This is a genomic window from Vallitalea okinawensis, assembly GCF_002964605.1.
GTDB lineage: Bacteria > Bacillota > Clostridia > Lachnospirales > PQDH01 > Vallitalea_A > Vallitalea_A okinawensis.
Genome location: NZ_PQDH01000003.1, coordinates 373,641 through 391,361, shown reverse-complemented (window position 1 = coordinate 391,361; position 17,721 = coordinate 373,641). Strand labels below are relative to the sequence as shown.

15 protein-coding genes are annotated in these 17,721 nt (G+C 34.3%); 12 read left to right on the top strand and 3 right to left on the bottom strand.

Annotated elements, in window-relative coordinates; translation table 11 throughout:
- Nucleotides 1-118: 118 nt before the first annotated feature.
- Nucleotides 119-1,648: an MGH1-like glycoside hydrolase domain-containing protein gene (locus C1Y58_RS11340; RefSeq protein ID WP_207655740.1), complete on the top strand. Its 1,530-nt coding sequence runs from the start codon at nucleotides 119-121 to the stop codon at nucleotides 1,646-1,648.
- A 78-nt stretch (nucleotides 1,649-1,726) separates the two neighbouring features.
- Here the strand turns inward: C1Y58_RS11340 and C1Y58_RS11335 are convergent, their stop codons facing one another.
- Entirely contained in the window at nucleotides 1,727-2,557 is an 831-nt protein-coding gene (locus C1Y58_RS11335; protein WP_105616154.1) for a helix-turn-helix domain-containing protein, read from the bottom strand.
- Nucleotides 2,558-2,760: 203 nt separating this feature from the next.
- Between C1Y58_RS11335 and C1Y58_RS11330 the strand changes: the two genes are divergently transcribed.
- From C1Y58_RS11330 to murA, 7 genes are all read left to right on the top strand, one after another.
- On the top strand, nucleotides 2,761-3,612 hold the full coding sequence (locus tag C1Y58_RS11330; RefSeq protein ID WP_105616153.1) for a sugar phosphate isomerase/epimerase family protein: 852 nt from the start codon (nucleotides 2,761-2,763) through the stop codon (nucleotides 3,610-3,612).
- Between the two features lie 19 nt (nucleotides 3,613-3,631).
- On the top strand, nucleotides 3,632-4,795 hold the full coding sequence (locus C1Y58_RS11325) for a Gfo/Idh/MocA family protein (protein WP_105616152.1): 1,164 nt from the start codon (nucleotides 3,632-3,634) through the stop codon (nucleotides 4,793-4,795).
- 63 nt (nucleotides 4,796-4,858) lie between these two features.
- A complete protein-coding gene (locus tag C1Y58_RS11320) occupies nucleotides 4,859-5,857 on the top strand; it encodes a Gfo/Idh/MocA family protein (protein WP_105616151.1) in 999 nt (332 codons plus the stop codon).
- 32 nt (nucleotides 5,858-5,889) lie between these two features.
- Nucleotides 5,890-6,651, top strand: coding sequence for a sugar phosphate isomerase/epimerase family protein (locus C1Y58_RS11315; protein ID WP_105616150.1), 762 nt, complete (start codon nucleotides 5,890-5,892; stop codon nucleotides 6,649-6,651).
- A gap of 172 nt (nucleotides 6,652-6,823) precedes the next feature.
- Nucleotides 6,824-7,276 carry an NfeD family protein gene (locus C1Y58_RS11310; RefSeq protein WP_242985382.1) on the top strand — a complete coding sequence of 151 codons (453 nt, stop codon included), beginning with the start codon at nucleotides 6,824-6,826 and terminating at the stop codon, nucleotides 7,274-7,276.
- A 19-nt stretch (nucleotides 7,277-7,295) separates the two neighbouring features.
- Entirely contained in the window at nucleotides 7,296-8,258 is a 963-nt protein-coding gene (locus tag C1Y58_RS11305) for an SPFH domain-containing protein (protein ID WP_105616149.1), read from the top strand.
- 123 nt (nucleotides 8,259-8,381) lie between these two features.
- Nucleotides 8,382-9,638: a UDP-N-acetylglucosamine 1-carboxyvinyltransferase gene (murA, locus tag C1Y58_RS11300; RefSeq protein WP_157950054.1), complete on the top strand. Its 1,257-nt coding sequence runs from the start codon at nucleotides 8,382-8,384 to the stop codon at nucleotides 9,636-9,638.
- Nucleotides 9,639-9,702: 64 nt separating this feature from the next.
- On the opposite strand, the gene C1Y58_RS11295 is transcribed toward murA, so the two are convergent.
- The gene (locus C1Y58_RS11295; protein WP_105616147.1) at nucleotides 9,703-10,887 is read right to left on the bottom strand and encodes a glycosyltransferase family 4 protein; all 1,185 of its coding nucleotides are present in this window, start codon (nucleotides 10,885-10,887) and stop codon (nucleotides 9,703-9,705) included.
- Between the two features lie 585 nt (nucleotides 10,888-11,472).
- Here C1Y58_RS11295 and C1Y58_RS11290 point away from each other — a divergent pair.
- The gene (locus tag C1Y58_RS11290) at nucleotides 11,473-12,306 is read left to right on the top strand and encodes a sulfide/dihydroorotate dehydrogenase-like FAD/NAD-binding protein (protein WP_105616146.1); all 834 of its coding nucleotides are present in this window, start codon (nucleotides 11,473-11,475) and stop codon (nucleotides 12,304-12,306) included.
- The gene (gltA, locus tag C1Y58_RS11285) at nucleotides 12,299-13,687 is read left to right on the top strand and encodes an NADPH-dependent glutamate synthase (protein ID WP_105616145.1); all 1,389 of its coding nucleotides are present in this window, start codon (nucleotides 12,299-12,301) and stop codon (nucleotides 13,685-13,687) included. Before C1Y58_RS11290 ends, gltA begins: the two co-directional genes overlap by 8 nt.
- A 113-nt stretch (nucleotides 13,688-13,800) precedes the next feature.
- Here gltA and C1Y58_RS11280 read toward each other — a convergent pair whose 3' ends face one another.
- The gene (locus C1Y58_RS11280; protein ID WP_105616144.1) at nucleotides 13,801-15,186 is read right to left on the bottom strand and encodes a sulfatase family protein; all 1,386 of its coding nucleotides are present in this window, start codon (nucleotides 15,184-15,186) and stop codon (nucleotides 13,801-13,803) included.
- A 113-nt stretch (nucleotides 15,187-15,299) separates the two neighbouring features.
- Here C1Y58_RS11280 and C1Y58_RS11275 point away from each other — a divergent pair, with 113 nt between their 5' ends.
- Together C1Y58_RS11275 and C1Y58_RS11270 are read left to right on the top strand one after the other, a co-directional pair.
- Complete coding sequence (locus C1Y58_RS11275) at nucleotides 15,300-16,136, top strand: helix-turn-helix transcriptional regulator (RefSeq protein WP_105616143.1); 837 nt, start codon at nucleotides 15,300-15,302, stop codon at nucleotides 16,134-16,136.
- A gap of 100 nt (nucleotides 16,137-16,236) precedes the next feature.
- The gene (locus C1Y58_RS11270) at nucleotides 16,237-17,652 is read left to right on the top strand and encodes a rhamnulokinase (protein ID WP_105616142.1); all 1,416 of its coding nucleotides are present in this window, start codon (nucleotides 16,237-16,239) and stop codon (nucleotides 17,650-17,652) included.
- The last annotated feature ends 69 nt before the right edge of the window (nucleotides 17,653-17,721 follow it).

Below are 17,721 nucleotides of genomic sequence, written 5' to 3'. Positions count from 1 at the left end.
AAAAAATACTACTTTTTACTCCTAGTTTTGTACTTAAAAAACATCTTGACTTTATTTAACCATACTATAATTATGTGTGATGCAACCTGTTGATAAACTTTGGGAAATGGGGATCGAAATGATACTTAATTTAGAAATGTTTAAAGACTATATTACATTATTCAATAAAAATGATGAGGAAAATGTCATTCAACATATAAACAATGATTCAGCTTTTAGATGGCTAGAAGAAAATATACCCTTGTTAGAGTGTCCTGATAAAGAAATTGAAGAAGCTTATTATTTTAGATGGTGGGTATTTCGTAAGCATATCAAGCAAACTGAGGATGGATTCGTCATTACAGAGTTTCATCCAGATGTACCATGGGCAGGAAAGTATAATACGATTGTCTGTCCTGCTGGACATCACTTTTATGAGGGGCGCTGGCTTCATGATTCAACCTATTTAAGTGACTATGCCAGATTTTGGTTTGCTAAAGGTGGAGATTTACGTTCTTATAGTACATGGTTATCAGATTCAGTCTGGAAGCAGTGTTTAGTTAGTGGTGATTTTTCTCTAGCAGAAGAATTATTACCTCAATTTATTCAAAATTATTATGAATGGGAAAAGAGCCATCTTCATAGTAGTGGCCTGTTTTGGTCAATTGATGACAGAGATGGAGGCGAGTTTTCCATCAGCGGAAATGGTTTACGACCTACACTCAATTCCTATATGTTTGCAGATGCAATGGCTATTGTGAATGTGGCTGAAATAGTAAATTATCAAGGAATAGCAGATGAATTTCGAGAAAAGGCATTAGCTATTAAGCAATCTATCGAAGAGAAATTATGGGATTCCAGGGATGAATTTTTCAAAGTATTCCCTCTAGACTCAAAAGATGAAAAGATAGAAGGCTGGTCTTTCAATAGTATTAATGAGGAACATAATGTTCGTGAGTTACATGGCTATATTCCTTGGTATTTTGAAGTGCTTGATGAGAAATATGATGTTGCTTGGAAACAATTGATAGACTCAAAAGGGTTCTATGCTCCCTATGGACCGACTACTGCAGAACAGAGACATCCACGTTTTATGTTTGAAGCTAAGCATCAGTGTCTGTGGAATGGACCTTCTTGGCCTTTTTTAACTTCATTTGTGATTGGTGGATTAGCTAACTTATTAAATCATCATCAGTGTACTTATGTCAATAAAAACGATTATTTTAAGCTATTGAAAATCTATACGAAGTGCCATAAAAGAAAGAAAAATAATGGAGAAACTGTCTCTTGGATTGATGAGAATCTAGATCCTTATACTGGTGAATGGTTAGCAAGGTCAATACTAGAAAAGAGAGGCTGGCCTGATAATAAAGGTGGACAGGAAAGGGCAAAAGATTATAATCACTCCTCTTATTGCGACCTGATTATTAATGGTCTAGTTGGTTTAAAACCTCACCATGATAACAGGATTGAGGTAAATCCATTAGTACCAGAAGATACATGGGACTACTTTAGCTTAGATAATGTACTTTATCATGGACGTGTTATAACAATTTTATATGACAAAAAAGGTGATCATTATAAGAAGGGGCAAGGGTTACAATTATATATAGACGGAGAATTAGTAGCCAAGTCTTCAGAACTTAAGAGATTAATCTGCCGAATATAGGTCATGGTTTGGTAATAACCATTTTTAGATAGTTAAAAAGAACTTGCTAGAATATAGCAAGTCTTTTTGATGTATACCTTATTTTCTTTTTTTCTCAGTATCTGCTTTTCTATATTTTGCAGGTGATTGCTTAGTAGCACGTTTGAAACTTTTATAGAAATTGGAGTAATCGTTAAATCCTGATTCATGGGCTACATCTGTAGCTGACATACCTGACTGAAGCAAATTCTTAGCTAATAGAATGCGTTTATGTGTAATGTATTCCATAACAGTCATACCTGTCATCTCTTTAAAGAGATGGCTTAGATAGTATTTATTCACAAAGCATTCTTCTTGAATAATGTCTAGAGTCAGCTTATCACTTAAGTGATTATTAATAAAATGTATAACTTGATCCAGTTTTTCATCTTTGGCATAACCTTTTGTAAACTTCTCATTCTCTTTTTTAAAGATTTTATTCAGTTGTAATAACAGCTGAATAAAATATGTCTTAGCTAATAGTTGGTCTTCAATGTTGTCATTCTTTATACTTCCCAATATATTAATGAAGTAATTATGAATGTTGTGCTGAAGAACAAACTCCCCTTCAATTTTATTACCATGTCCTAACTTACGATTCTCAAAACAATAAGTTAGGTTGTAATCTGAAAACTGCGGTTTCACATAAGATTCATCAAAATTGACGATTATTCTCTCATAAAGAGCATCTGAATGGAAGATGGGTTTATGAATTTCTCGGTTATTGATCATCAACAGATCATGAGGATTTATTTCATAAACATGACCTTCAATATAGTAAGTTATATCTCCTGAAAGAAAATAGAAGATTTCATAATTATTATGGGTATGTGGGCGTGAGTTATAAAGTCGTTCACTTTTATTATGAGATATGCTAAATCCTTTTGCCATCCTTTTCACCTCTTTGACTAATTACCAATCTTAGATAAAAAAAGTTGTAGAAACTCTATTATTTTTATTATAAAGGATTAAGCAAGATTTGCAATGTTTTTAGCAATAATCGAAATGTTTTTTGATTATATTTCGTTATAATTAAGATATAAATAAGTTTTTAGTTAAAACACAAATTCATTTAATTAATAGGAGGGCATAAGATGGCTAAATTTACTTTATCAGCTTTTGCTGATGAAATCGATGAAAATTTAAAAGTTCAAATGAATGTTCTAGAAAAAAATAATATAACATATATCGAGATGCGTGGCGTGAATGGGAAAAACGTATCTGACTTAACCATTGAAGAAGCAAAGAACATCAAGAAAGACATGGATGAGAGAGGGTTTAAGTTATCTTCAATTGGTTCACCTATCGGAAAGATTAGTATTGTCGATGATTTTGAACCCCATTTGGAGAAATTTAAACATACATTAGAATTGTCAGTCATTCTAGATGCACCTTATATTAGAATGTTTAGTTTTTTAATTCCTGAAGGGGATACACCTGAGGAGCATAGAGATGAAGTCATGAGGAGATGGAATGCTTTTCTTGATGCAGCGAAGAAGTATGACGTTACTTTATTGCATGAGAATGAAAAAAGAATTTATGGTGATACTGCTGAGCGTTGCTTAGACCTGGTTGAAACCTTGAAGAATGATCAAATGAAGTTAATTTTTGATCCAGCCAACTTTATTCAATGCGGTGTTGAAACTTATCCTCATGCCTTTAATCTATTGAAAGAGCATATTGTTTATTTTCATATTAAAGATGCATTGGATGATAGTGGAAAAGTAGTTCCATCTGGTTATGGTAAAGGTCATATTGAAACTATTTTAACAATAATGAAAGAAGCTAATTATGAAGGGTTTTTATCCCTTGAACCTCACTTAGGTAATTTTACAGGATTTGCGGAACTTGAGGATGTTGATATTGATGAGACATTAGAAAACAGTGGTCCTGCTAAATTTGAAGTAGCAGCTAATGCTTTGAAAGCGATATTAAATCGATTATAGTCAGTGGAGGGTTTAGAGAATGGATAAAGTAAGAATTGGTGTTATAGGAATTGGTAATATGGGTAGCGGTCATGCTAAAAACATTGTAGCTGGAAAAGTAACTAATGGTGAATTAGTAGCCATTTGTGATATCGATCAAGACAAGTTAGATAAGGCTCCAGAGATTTATGGAGAAAATATCAGTTTATATACGGATGTAGATGAGTTTTTGAAGGATGAGAAAATTGATGCAGTAGTAGTCGCTACGCCTCATTATGACCACCCTCCTTTAGCAATTAAAGCTATGAATGCAGGCAAGCATGTTCTTATTGAAAAGCCTGCTGGCGTTTATACAAAACAAGTTGAAGAAATGAATGATGTGGCTAATGAGACAGATAAAGTTTTTGCTATTATGTATAATCAGCGTACAAGACCAGCTCATATTAAATTAAAAGAATTAATTGATGGTGATGAATTAGGTGAAATTAGAAGAATAAACTGGATCATCACAAATTGGTACCGTCCACAAAGCTACTATAATTCAGGTGGTTGGCGTGCAACTTGGGCAGGAGAAGGTGGTGGAACTCTGATCAATCAAAATCCACATCAGTTGGATCTTATTCAATGGCTATGTGGTATGCCTAAACGTGTACGTGCTTTTTGTGCATTCGGTAAGATGCATGACATTGAAGTTGAAGATGACGTGACAGCTTATATGGAATATGAGAATGGCGCTACAGGTGTCTATATTACATCAACTTCTGATGCACCAGGTACGAATCGACTTGAGATTACTGGAGATAGAGGTAAAATTGTTTTAGAAGGTAATCAACTTACATTCTGGCGATTAAGAGTTTCTGAACGACAATTTAATGAAGAATTTAAAGGCGGATTTGGTCAACCTGAGTGTTGGAAGTGTGAGATTCCTATTGAAGAGTCTAAGGATCAAGAACATATAGCTATTTTGAAAAACTTCGTAGATGCTATACTAAATGGAAAAGAACTCATTGCACCAGGTATTGAAGGAATTAATGGATTAACTATTTCTAATGCTATGCATTTATCAACATGGTTAGATGATTGGGTTGAATTACCTATTAATGGAGATTTATTCTATGAGCATTTACAAGAATGTATTAAGACTTCCAAGTTTCAGAAAAAGGTTGAGAAACCTGAAGTACTTAACGTGGATGGTACATTCTAGTGATGCATAAATAAACTAGTAAAAACTTGTTGTTACTTATACTTGATAGAATCGAGGGACATTATGCTTGGTATTGGATTAATCGGATGTGGTGCTATATCAAACACACACCTAAAAGCTATAGAAGACAGTATTAATGGAAAGTTAGTAGCCTTATGTGATATTAAGGAAGATAAGGTGAAGAATCTAGCTAATCAATATAAGTGTAAAGCTTATAAAAACTTTAATGAGCTCGTTAAAGATGCTAAAGTTGATGTCATTCATATTTGTACACCTCATTACCTCCATAAAGAAATGATTATAGAAGCCATTAAGGCTAAGAAGCATGTCCTATGTGAGAAGCCTATTGTTATGAATATGCTGGATGCAGAGGAGATTAAGAATATTGGTCAAGAAAACAGTAAGATAGCTGTTTGTTTTCAAAATCGCTTTAATCCTACATCAATGAAAATAAAAGATGTTATTCAAGCACACACATTAGGAAAGTTGATTGGACTTAAAGGTTATGTTACTTGGTATCGCGATGAAAAATATTATAGGGAATCTGACTGGCGTGGCTGCTTTGCTACTGAAGGTGGAGGAGTATTGATTAATCAATCCATTCATACTTTGGATTTACTCCAATGGTTTGGTGGTGACATAGAATGGATAAAAGGTAATACATCAACAAGGTTGCTGAATGAGGTTATAGAGGTTGAAGATACTGCAGATGCCACAATTCAATTTAAGAATGGAACTATTGGCTTATTCTACGCCACTAATTGTAATGTGGTTAATAGCCCAGTAGAGTTAGAGGTTACTTTCGAAAATGGAAGTTTACGTATGTTTAATAACAGCCTTTACCTTATCCAAAAGGGTGAAATGAAAGAGCTCATTGGTGATCAAGTATCAGGAAATGCAAAATCCTATTGGGGTAAGAGTCACAGTATTTTAATTGACAAATTTTATCAAGCTATTATTAATAATACAGAGGATTATATACATTTTGATGATGGACTGACAGCTTTAAAAATGATAGATGGCATTTATCGGAGTAAAGGAAAAGAAGGCATAAAACTGTAAAAAACAATATATTATGTGTAGGAGGTAAAGAAATGAAAATTGCTGCGCAACTGTATACGATTAGAGATTACATCCAATCAAAAGAAGATATGGACCAATCTTTTACAAAAATAAAAGCAATGGGTTATGATGTTGTTCAAATGTCTGGTATGGGTGTTGTCGATGATGAAAAGGCTACATACATTAAAGAATTAGCAGAAAAGCACGGTCTAGAAATATGTGTTACTCATATGAGTTACGATCAGCTGATTAACGATTTGGATAACGTTATAAAGTATCATCAAATGTGGAATTGCAAGTATGTTGGTATTGGTTCAATGCCTAATGAATTACGTAGCATAGAAGGTTACTATACGTTTATTAAAGAAGCCAATCAAATTGGTGAGAAATTAGCTTCTTTTGACATGAAGTTTGTCTATCATAATCACCGATTTGAATACGAGAAATATGATGGAAAATCAGGTATGGAAATACTTTTAGAAGGATTCAATGAGCATGTTCAATTTTTACTAGATTTATACTGGGTTCAAGCAGGTGGAGCGAGTCCAGTAGCTTGGATCAATAAATTAGCAGGAAAATTAGATATCGTTCACTTTAAAGATATGGGTGTTAAGGATAATGAAAACTATTTTGCTGAAGTGGGAACAGGTAATCTAGAATGGAGTGCTATCATAGATGCATGTGAAAAAGCTGGTGTTAAGTATGCTGCCGTAGAAAGAGATTCTGGCGATGTAGGTGCTTTTGAGACACTTGCATTAAGTAGAAAATACTTAAAAGACCAGCACAGTCTATAAATTTAGTAAGTAACTGTACTGAAAAATACAGAAACTTGATTCAGATGTCATTCTGAACTATAAAATCGTCCTTCGGGGCGATTTTTTATCTGTTCTACGCTTTGACATTAGTGAGCTGTTATACTATAATTGAAGCATGGTAATAAAAGTTAAATGAGGGGAGGCAGTATATATGGAGTTTTTTTATAGCATGAATTTTGTTTGGCTTTTAATTATCATTATTGCATTAGCAGTTGAAGCAGCTACTGTAAGCCTTGCATCCATTTGGTTTTCTATCGGTGCAGTTGTTGCTTGGATTTCATCATTTTTTATTAAAAGCGTTCCAGTACAAATTGCAATATTTTTAATTGTATCATTAGTATTACTCTATTTCACTAGACCAGTTGCAATTAAGTATTTAAAAGTTGGCAAAGAAAGAACCAATGCTAACAGTTTAATAGGCAAGAAAGGGATTGTTATCATGTCAATTGATCCTTTGAAAAACGAGGGTCAAGTAAAAATTGGAGGACAGATTTGGTCAGCCAAAACCTCAGATCATGATAAGGTATCTAAGAATTCAGAAGTCATTATAAAAGGCATTGAGGGAGTTAAACTCATTGTCGAGAAAATTGCGGATGAAGAATAAATAAGAAAGAAGGTATAAAATGGGCGGAATATTTTTTATGGTTATTTTGGTAATTGTAATTTTATTATTTGTAACCAATATCAAAGTTGTACCACAAGCAAATGCATATGTTATCGAAAGACTTGGTGCTTTCCATCAAACATGGCAAGTTGGGCTACACGTTAAAGTACCTTTACTTGATAAGGTTGCAAAAAAAATTAACTTAAAAGAACAAGTAGTCGATTTCCCACCACAACCCGTTATCACAAAAGATAATGTAACTATGCAAATTGATACAGTTGTTTATTTCCAGATAACAGATGCAAAAGCATTCACATACGGCGTTGAAAACCCAATGCAAGCTATTTCTAATTTAACAGCTACTACATTACGTAATATCATTGGTGATCTAGAGTTAGACCAAACCTTAACTTCAAGAGACACTATCAATACGAAAATGAGAGCGATTTTGGATGAAGCAACAGATCCATGGGGTATCAAAGTTAATAGAGTAGAAGTTAAGAACATTATCCCACCATCTGAGATTCAAGATGCTATGGAAAAACAGATGAAAGCTGAAAGGGAAAGACGTGAATCTATCCTTAAAGCAGAAGGGGAGAAAAAGTCACGTATCCTTATTTCTGAAGGTAAGAAGCAGTCCATGATCTTACAAGCAGAAGGTGAGAAGCAATCTGCAATTCTTAGAGCAGAAGCTAAAAAAGAAGCTGTTATACGTGAATCTGAAGGTGAAGCTGAAGCGATTATTAAGGTTCAACAAGCGACTGCAGAAGGTTTAAATATGATCAAAGGCGTTCAAGTTGATACAGGTGTTATATCACTTAAAAGTCTTGAAGCATTTACTAAAGCTGCAGATGGTAAAGCTACTAAGATCATCATTCCTTCTGAGATTCAAGGACTTGCAGGGTTAGTTACATCTGCAGTTGAGTTAACAAAAGATGTAAAACCAGAGATAGTAGAAAAGATTGAACAAGTAAAAAAATAATATATTTATTTGTGAGACGGCATAAAAATTGCCGTCTCTTTTAATTTTCTCACTTCTTCTATACTAAATTAAGAGGTTGGTCAATATAATAGATAATGAGATAACTTATGAAAGGAAATGTCTATGCCATCGTTGCTTGTCCAGCCTTCTAATAGATTAACTGGTCATATAAGAGTACAAGGAAGTAAAAATAGTTCTTTAGCCATCCTAATTGCCAGTTGCTTAACAGGAGATATCAGTGTTATTTGTAATGTACCAAACATAACAGATGTTGATACGGTCATCAGCATCCTTCAGGATTTGGGGGCAAAGATCAAACATCATGATAATCAAGTTATTGTAGATACAAGGGACATCAAAAGTGCAGTTATTAAGAAAGATTTATGTAAAAATGTCCGTGTTTCATATTATTTTGTTGGCGCATTACTTCATCACTTCAAGAAAGTAATTATCGGTAGTCCTGGTGGAGATAACATTGGAAAACGACCTATTGATCAACATATCAAGGGGTTAGAGGCTATGGGAGCTAAAGTGATTTATGAGGAGAACAACTATCACATCACTGCTTGTAATGGGTTAAAAGGTGCCAAAATATATTTTGATGTAGTAACTTGTGGTGCTACCATTAATTTAATGATGGCAGCTGTTTTAGCAGAAGGAATAACCGTATTAAATAATACTGCTGTAGATCCAGAAATTGTTGACTTAGCAGTGTTTTTAAATAAAATGGGAGCAAGAATAAAGGGGGCAGGTACCAAGAAAATCATAATTGAAGGTGTTAAATCATTAAAAGGTACTCATCATGACATTATCCCTGATCGATTAGTAGCTGGTACATTTTTGATTGCTTCTGGATTGACCCAAGGCGATATCACTGTTGAACATGTCATCCCCCAGCATTTAATGGCAGTCATAAATAAACTGCATGAGGTAGGGATAGACTTTGATATTGATGGGGATACAATAAGAGGATATAGAAAAGGTAAAGTCAGTATCTGTAGAACACTAAGCGGCATGTACCCTGCATTTCCTACAGATTTACAACAACCATTTACAGTACTACTTCTAAAGGGAGAAGGCAAAAGTAAACTTGTGGATACTGTTTTTCCAGATAGATTTAAAAACTGTTATGAACTCATCAAGATGGGAGCAGATATTGAAGTCAGACATGGACATATTCTTATTAACAAGTCTGATGAATTAAAAGGATGTAACGTTCAAGCCCATGATATACGAGGGGGGATATCACTAGTTCTTGCTGGATTAATTGCTGATGGTCCTACTACTGTAAAAGGGGTTGAACACCTATTGAGAGGTTATGAAAATTTAGAAGAACATTTTAGCGCTATTCGCGCAGATATTAAAATATTATCAGAGTAATGAGAAAAAATAAACACCTCCAGCTTGACATTAGAGGATAATAGACTAGCTGGAGGCTTTATATTTAAATAGCGATTTTTTCAATTGTATTCAAGCGTAGAACTTCCTGATAGACCTTCTCAGCATTCTCTCCGAAAGCTTCTTTAGATAGACTTTGAACAATGTCAAAGGCATGATGAGTCATTTGATTTGTCATATCTGGATGTCTGATGGCATCAATGATACAAGTGGTTAATTCTGATTCAGTGTTAAATAATCTTCCTGAGTAACCATTTATAACGATACCTTTGACATTATCATCATCATAGACAATTACAGGTAGCATAGAAGCCATGGATTCCATTATTGTGAGACCTTGTGTCTCAGTTTTAGAAGCACTTACAAAGACTTTTGCTAGACTGTAGTAATAAGAGACATCATCAAAAGGTACACGACCTACAAAATGAACACAATTATCTAAATTCATATCAAGTGTAAGTTTTTCAAGGGTCTGCCTATAGGGTCCATCTCCAACAATAATGAGCTTAGCATGAGGTTCATGGATAATGAGCCTTTTCATTTGCTTGATCGTCAAATCAATACTTTTCTCCTCAGAGATTCTTCCTAATGATAGTATGACATAATCATCTGGTTGAATACCTAACTCATTGCGAATTTCCTTTAACTTTGGATGATCTTGATCATGTTGATCAAAATGTTCAATATTAATACCAGTAGGGACAACATGTATGTTGTTAGTCACACCATAACCCAATAAAGCAGACTTAGTTTTATCAGTAGGCACAATAATTGCATCATATTTTTTTACGTAGAGTTTGCTGCCTTGTTTGATAAGCTTTCTTACCATATTCTTACCATATTTTGAGTTAAAGACATAATGGGTATAGTCTTCATACATCGTATGATAGGTATGAAGTATAGGGATATTTTGAACTTTGGCTAGATAACGTCCTAAATGTCCAATAGAAAACTCTGTATGTGTATGAATAAGATCTAAATTCAAGGATTTAACGGTCTTATAAGCTAGTGGTAGAAAAGGTACACCTATTCTAAATTCTTTCCATTTTGAAAATGGGACAGATTTTACCCGAATAACATGATCGGATTCTTCTATGTAACCAGGAATATCTACAGTAATAATCGTTACGTTGTGACCGCGCTTTAATAATTCTTCTTCTAAAATTCTGACTGAAGTCACAACACCATTAATTTGTGGGTAGTAACAGTCTGTAAAAATACCAATATTCATAAACACACCTCAAATCAAATGTTGATTACAGATAATGTAATATATAGCGTGTGAATCTATTAATGCCATTACCTATATATATTATAATGTATAAATATGTATTTTACATTAGAGTTTTCTTAGAATTAGATAAAATTTAGAAAAAAATTAGTTAGAGACTGAGTATTTTAGTTTATCATTATCTGTAAATGTATATACTTGACTGAGATATGTTTATTAATCTTCGATGAAATAATGTTAAAATGAGAGAATAAAGAAATGAGAGGCACAGGTTAGATAATTAAAAATATGATTAAGGAAGTTGACAGTGAAAAGAAAATTCATTATAATATCATAATATTATAATGAATTTTTAATAAAAAGGATGAGTGGAATATCCAGTATTTAGTGAAAAAATTATTAAGTTATTAAAGCAATTTTATTGAATATATAGTATAATGATAGGTAATAGCACCTATGTTGTCGTTGGATTAATGATATGAGTACAATTTAGGGGAGAATATGTACTTTGGCCCAGGAGATTTTGTTAAGAGAACATCAATAAGACAACAAGACATAGGCAGTTCAGTAAGGAGGTACTATTAGATGTATAAGATTATTGACAAGAAAGTATTGAATTCTACAGTTGAGCAAATGACGATATTGGCACCTTATGTTGCAAGAAAATGCGAACCAGGGCAATTCATCATTCTACGAGTTAATGAAGATGGAGAGCGTATACCCCTTACTATTGTTGATTATGACAGAGATGAGGAGTCCGTAACAATTATTTACCAAGTTGTAGGGTATTCCACAAGACAGCTGAGTAAGAAAGAAATAGGAGATCACGTTGAAGATTTTGTTGGACCACTAGGGCAACCAACACATCTTCAAAAGCACAAACGAGTATTAGGCATAGGTGGTGGAGTTGGTATAGCGCCGCTTTATCCACAGTTAAAAAAGCTTCATGAGATGGGTGTTGAAGTAGACGTTATACTAGGTGGTCGTAGTGATGAATTTATTATACTAGAAGATGAAGTGAAAGCATTTGCAGAGAATGTTTACTTTGCTACTAATGACGGTTCAAGAGGTAAAGAAGGTTTTGTTACAGATGTATTGAAAGAGTTATTAGATGAGGGGAATGTCTATGATGAGATTATTGCTATAGGTCCATTGGTAATGATGAAGGCTGTAGTTGATGTTACCAAACCATTAGGAATTGCTACAGGTGTATCCCTTAATCCTGTAATGATTGATGGTACAGGCATGTGCGGTGGATGTCGTGTCACAGTCGGAGGAGAAACTAAATTTGCTTGTGTAGACGGGCCAGATTTTGATGGTTTATTAGTAGATTTTGATGAATGCCTCAGAAGACAGAACATGTATAAGGAAGAAGAGCACGCTTGTCGAGTTGGATTAGGAGGGGAAAATTATGCCTAATATGAGTACTGTAAAAGTTGGAATGCCTGAGCAAGATGCTAAAGTTAGAGTACAGAACTTTGAGGAAGTTGCATTAGGGTATTCTTTGGAACAAGCTATAGAAGAAGCTGAAAGATGTTTGAATTGTAAACATAAACCTTGTATGAAAGGTTGTCCTGTGAATGTACCAATTCCTGAATTTATTACTCAAGTAAAAGAAGGTAATATCGAAGAGGCCTACAGGATAATAACGAGTGAAAATGGTTTGCCAGCTATCTGTGGACGTGTTTGTCCTCAAGAAAGTCAGTGCGAGGGTCTATGTGTCAGAGCTAAAAAGGGTGAACCTGTTGGCATTGGTCGTCTCGAGCGATTTGTAGCAGATTACCAGATGGCTAAAGGTCAGAAGATTGATATAGATATAACTAAGAATGGTGATAAAGTAGCTGTAGTTGGAGCAGGACCTGCAGGACTTTCATGCGCAGCTGATTTAGCTAAGTATGGTTATGAAGTTACTGTATTCGAAGCATTACATACACCTGGGGGCGTATTAATGTATGGTATACCTGAATTCAGATTGCCTAAGAAGTTAGTTGAAGAAGAAATAAGTAACCTTAAAGATCTCGGCGTTAAGATTGAAAAGAACGTTGTCGTTGGTCGTTCTATCACCATTGATGAACTCATTGAAGAGGAAGGTTATAAGGCAGTATTTGTTGGTACTGGAGCAGGATTACCTCGTTTTATGCGAATTGATGGTGAGAACCTTAATGGTGTTTATACAGCTAACGAGTTTCTGACCCGTTCTAACTTAATGAAAGCATATAGCTTCCCAAAGACACCAACACCTGTTAAAGTTGGTGAGAATGTAGCTGTAGTAGGTGGTGGTAACGTTGCAATGGACGCTGCTAGAACAGCACAACGTCTTGGAGCTAAGAATGTTTACATCGTATATAGAAGAAGTATGGAAGAACTTCCAGCTAGGGCTGAAGAAGTTGAACATGCTAAAGAAGAAGGAATTATTTTTAAACTGTTGAATAACCCTACAAGAATTATTGGTGAAGAAGGAAAAGTAGTTGGAATGGAATGTATTCAAATGGAATTAGGAGAACCCGATGATTCCGGTAGAAGACGCCCAGTTCCAATTGAAGATAGTAACTTTATCCTTGATGTCGATACAGTAGTTATAGCTATAGGTCAGACACCTAATCCACTAATTCGTCAAACCACAGAAGGTCTAGATGTAACTAAATGGGGTGGTATCATTGTTACTGATGAAACCATGGAAACAAGTATTGAAAATGTATATGCTGGCGGTGATGTAGTTACAGGAGCTGCTACAGTTATACTCGCCATGGGTGCTGGTAAAACTGCGGCTAAAGCAATATACGAAAAACTGAACAAATAATGTTTTCAATAAAAAGGTAATTCATATATGAAAAAGAATTACCTTTTTATAATGTAATGAAATTTTATTGATGTGTTAGTTAAGGTACCTTAATGAATAATAGCTGAGATTAATTAGTATTTATCCCAAAAGTCCTTACCAATTGGATGCTTGGTATCATTCCATTCTTTAGAAAACTCAAGAAGTTTACCAGTCAGTTCGCTGTATATGTAGTGAAATGTACTATCTTCACTTAAGTTAATCTTTTCTAATGGATCGTTAATCAAGTCAAATAATTGAGTCTCCTTCAGTTCTTCAGTACGATACTCAATCAATTTGAAACGATCATTCTTTATGGCGCGACAGCAATCACCATATCCAAAATAGAGATAATCTCTGATTTTATTGTCATGTTGGATAGCTGGAAGTAGGCTGCACCCTTCTACAGAGTCCGGTGCTTCAATTTCTAGTAGATCACAAATTGTTGGGAATATATCCAATAGATAGGCATAGGAATTACACTGTTTATTAACTGGTATAGATGGACCAGAGAATATAAGCGGTACTCGGATGCTATGTTCATAACAACTTTGTTTCCCCATTAATCCATGTTGTCCTAGAGCCAACCCGTTATCGCCTGCAAATACAATGATTGTATTATCATAGAGATCTTTTTCTTTTAATACAGAAATGACCTTACCTAACTCATTATCTAAGTGGCTAATCATACCATAATATTCAGCTATATGGCGTTTTATTTCAGATTTCCTGCGTGGATAGGGGGTAAGTAACTCATCACGTATTTCTGTTATACCAAAGTCAAATCTGTGCTCTTCCATGAAATTATTAGGTAATGTAATGGATTCAGGATCATACATGTTTAAAAATTCATCAGGCATACTGCGAGGATCATGTGGTGCCATAAATGATATGTACATATAAAATGGATTATCAGAATCGTACTCCTGTAGCCATTTAATAGAGCATTCGCTGAATAACTCACTAGAGTGCTTTCCTGCCGATATATGATCACAATCATGATGATCCACTTTGTTATTATATAACCAGTTGTTTATGAATTTTCTAGAGGCGTATTTTCCAGTTGGATCATAATGATAAGCTGGAACATTCCAATGATCATTCATACCTCCAAAGAATATCTCAGCACCATGGTTAAAACTTCGATTGAATGTAGATTTCCCATTATGCCATTTACCAGTACCAAAGGTTTCATAGCCATTCTCTCTTAGTGTTTCTCCAAAAATTGAGTGATTCTCTGGTATTGTACTGCCGTTATTTTCTAAATTAAAGAGGGTTCTTCCTGTGTGCAACATGGCTCTACTTGGCATACATACTGCTCCTACTGTACCGCCGGGTATGTGGGCATGGGTAAATGTTGTACCTGATTTCACTAATTCATCAAGGTTAGGGGTATGGATTTCTTCGTTGCCTAGAGCTTGAATGGTATCAAATCGCTGATCATCTGTGAAAAAGAATAAAACATTTGGATTATTTGTCATTTTATCATATCTCCTTTTAGACTACTTTATTATTTACTAGAGCAAAATATGTTATAATAGTATATTATAAAGGTTTTTCACAAAATAAAAAATGTCAAAAGGGAGTAGATGTGATGTCAATAATGGACAAGGAGATTGAAGATAGCTTTGAAGAAATGCTTCGAGTGATACCTCATAAGTACTTTTATAAGATTCACACAATATATAATCTAAAAGTATCTAAGGAGTGGCGAATAGAGAATCGTAAAAATCAAGATTTGCATTTAATATTTGTTAAAGAAGGTCATGGTTACTATGATGTGGAAGGTGAAGAGATTGAATTAAAACCAGGAAGGCTCATATTTGTCAGCCATGATTGCCTTCATAGTGCATACGCAGATACTCATCATTTGCCATCAATTATTCCAATACGATTCGGTATATATAACTTCAGCCAAGAATATATTCAAATGTTAAGAAAACCCTTTTATTATACAACGATCGTATATAATTACACTGAGTTTAAAGATAGATTTGAGAAGCTATATGACTATCATAACCGAGTAGATATGATTGGGAAAGAACATTTATGTCATGGTCTATTCTATCAAATATTTTCTGATCTGTTGATGAGGAGTAAGAACAATTACTACTCAAGAGATAAAATGATTAAGAATGTAAAGGAGTATATCGATAAGAAGGGCAATCATAAGCTGAAAATGGAGCAACTAGCTGCACTTTACGGTACGTCTAGTAAAAATGTGTATAGATTATTTAAAGATTACTATGGTATTACACCAAAACAATATTTGATTCAATCATTATTAGAAAAAGCTGATTATTATATTGAGAACACCTCATTAACACTTACTGAAATAGCCGTTAAATTAGGATATCCTGATGTTTATACCTTTTCAAAGCAATACAAACGATCAAGACTCATTCCACCAAGCTTAAAGAGAGGATGTTAATTTTTCTTGATTAGGGTAATGATTAATGCTATAATGAAGAAAAACAAACATAAAACAACAAAAATAATGCATGATCAACGTTTACCAAGGGGGTATTTTTATGGAGCAACCAATATATAATTTAGCTTTTGACTTTGGGGCATCCAGTGGTCGACTCATGTTATCGACTTTTGATGGAAAGAAAATTAATTTAGAGGAAATACATCGATTTGCTAACGAACCAGTAGGTATGAATGGGCGTTTGTTTTGGGATTTTCCTAGAATGTTTAATGAAATAAAAATAGGTTTAAAAAAGTTAGCCAAGAAAGGTATTGACCCATCAGGTATTGCTATTGATACTTGGGGTGTTGATTATGGGCTGATTGACAGAGAAGGGCATTTGATTTCTAATCCTGTATGCTACCGCGATGCACGTACTCACGAAGTGATCAATGAAGTAGAAGATATCTTACCTTTTAAAGAATTTTATAAGCGTATGGGACTTCAATTCATGGAGTTAAACACCGTTTACCAATTATACTTTGACGCCACAAGAAGACGTGATATAATGAAGAATGTTGATGCATTATTGTTTATGCCCGACTTATTTGGGTATTTTCTTAGTGGTGAAAAGTATTCTGAGTACTCTATTGCCTCCACTTCTCAGATGGTTAATGCTAGGGAGCGAACTTGGGATGATACAACTATTGAAAAATTAAATATACCTAAAGGCATTTTACAAGACATCATAATGCCAGGTACAGTTGTTGGTCATTTGAGAGCTGATGTTGCTGAAGAAGTTGGTCTTTGTCAAGTACCTATTATAGCTGTTGGAGGTCATGATACAGCTTCAGCTGTTTGTGCATCGCCGTTAACATCAGAAAATAGTGCCTATTTAAGTTGTGGAACATGGTCGTTATTAGGAGTGGAATGTGAAGAACCAATTATTAATGATCAATCCTATGAACATAATTTTACCAATGAAGGCGGTGTAGAAGGGAAGATACGTTTCCTTAAAAACATCACTGGATTATGGATTTTACAACAATTAAAGAAGAAGTGGTCAGAAGATTTACCTGATTTAGGTTATCCAGAAATTATCAATGCAGCTAAAAATGCTATAAGAAGAGACTTTGTGATTAATCCTAATGACGAACGATTCAATGCACCTAAGAATATGGTGAATGAAGTTAAAGCTTATTGTAGAGAACACCAAGGTATTGAGCCAGAGTCTATGGGTGAAATAGCTTTGGCTGCTTATAATGGTATTACTGATAAGTATAAAGAAGAAATTAAAGGAATAGAAGAGGTTACAGGACAAACCATTGATGTATTGCATATGGTTGGTGGGGGTATTCAAGATAAATTTTTATGCACTTTAACAGCTGAGAAAATAGGAAAAAGAGTTATTGCTGGTCCTATAGAAGCATCCGTGACAGGTAATGTTCTTATGCAATTAAAGGCTTTAGGGCATGTTAAGAATTTAAAAGAGTGCCGACAGATTGTAAGAGATTCCTTTGAGTTAGAAGAATATTAAAGTCACTACTCCATAGCACTCCTAAGATGCTTTCGGTATATATTGAAAGATAATTATTAATAAGCGAGG

What these genes read in the sequence shown, in the direction of transcription:
- C1Y58_RS11340 (WP_207655740.1), top strand. Translation starts at nt 119, where the DNA reads ATGATACTTAATTTAGAAATGTTTAAAGACTATATTACATTATTCAAT.
- C1Y58_RS11335 (WP_105616154.1), bottom strand. Translation starts at nt 2,557, where the DNA reads ATGGCAAAAGGATTTAGCATATCTCATAATAAAAGTGAACGACTTTAT.
- C1Y58_RS11330 (WP_105616153.1), top strand. Translation starts at nt 2,761, where the DNA reads ATGGCTAAATTTACTTTATCAGCTTTTGCTGATGAAATCGATGAAAAT.
- C1Y58_RS11325 (WP_105616152.1), top strand. Translation starts at nt 3,632, where the DNA reads ATGGATAAAGTAAGAATTGGTGTTATAGGAATTGGTAATATGGGTAGC.
- C1Y58_RS11320 (WP_105616151.1), top strand. Translation starts at nt 4,859, where the DNA reads ATGCTTGGTATTGGATTAATCGGATGTGGTGCTATATCAAACACACAC.
- C1Y58_RS11315 (WP_105616150.1), top strand. Translation starts at nt 5,890, where the DNA reads ATGAAAATTGCTGCGCAACTGTATACGATTAGAGATTACATCCAATCA.
- C1Y58_RS11310 (WP_242985382.1), top strand. Translation starts at nt 6,824, where the DNA reads ATGGAGTTTTTTTATAGCATGAATTTTGTTTGGCTTTTAATTATCATT.
- C1Y58_RS11305 (WP_105616149.1), top strand. Translation starts at nt 7,296, where the DNA reads ATGGGCGGAATATTTTTTATGGTTATTTTGGTAATTGTAATTTTATTA.
- murA (WP_157950054.1), top strand. Translation starts at nt 8,382, where the DNA reads ATGCCATCGTTGCTTGTCCAGCCTTCTAATAGATTAACTGGTCATATA.
- C1Y58_RS11295 (WP_105616147.1), bottom strand. Translation starts at nt 10,887, where the DNA reads ATGAATATTGGTATTTTTACAGACTGTTACTACCCACAAATTAATGGT.
- C1Y58_RS11290 (WP_105616146.1), top strand. Translation starts at nt 11,473, where the DNA reads ATGTATAAGATTATTGACAAGAAAGTATTGAATTCTACAGTTGAGCAA.
- gltA (WP_105616145.1), top strand. Translation starts at nt 12,299, where the DNA reads ATGCCTAATATGAGTACTGTAAAAGTTGGAATGCCTGAGCAAGATGCT.
- C1Y58_RS11280 (WP_105616144.1), bottom strand. Translation starts at nt 15,186, where the DNA reads ATGACAAATAATCCAAATGTTTTATTCTTTTTCACAGATGATCAGCGA.
- C1Y58_RS11275 (WP_105616143.1), top strand. Translation starts at nt 15,300, where the DNA reads ATGTCAATAATGGACAAGGAGATTGAAGATAGCTTTGAAGAAATGCTT.
- C1Y58_RS11270 (WP_105616142.1), top strand. Translation starts at nt 16,237, where the DNA reads ATGGAGCAACCAATATATAATTTAGCTTTTGACTTTGGGGCATCCAGT.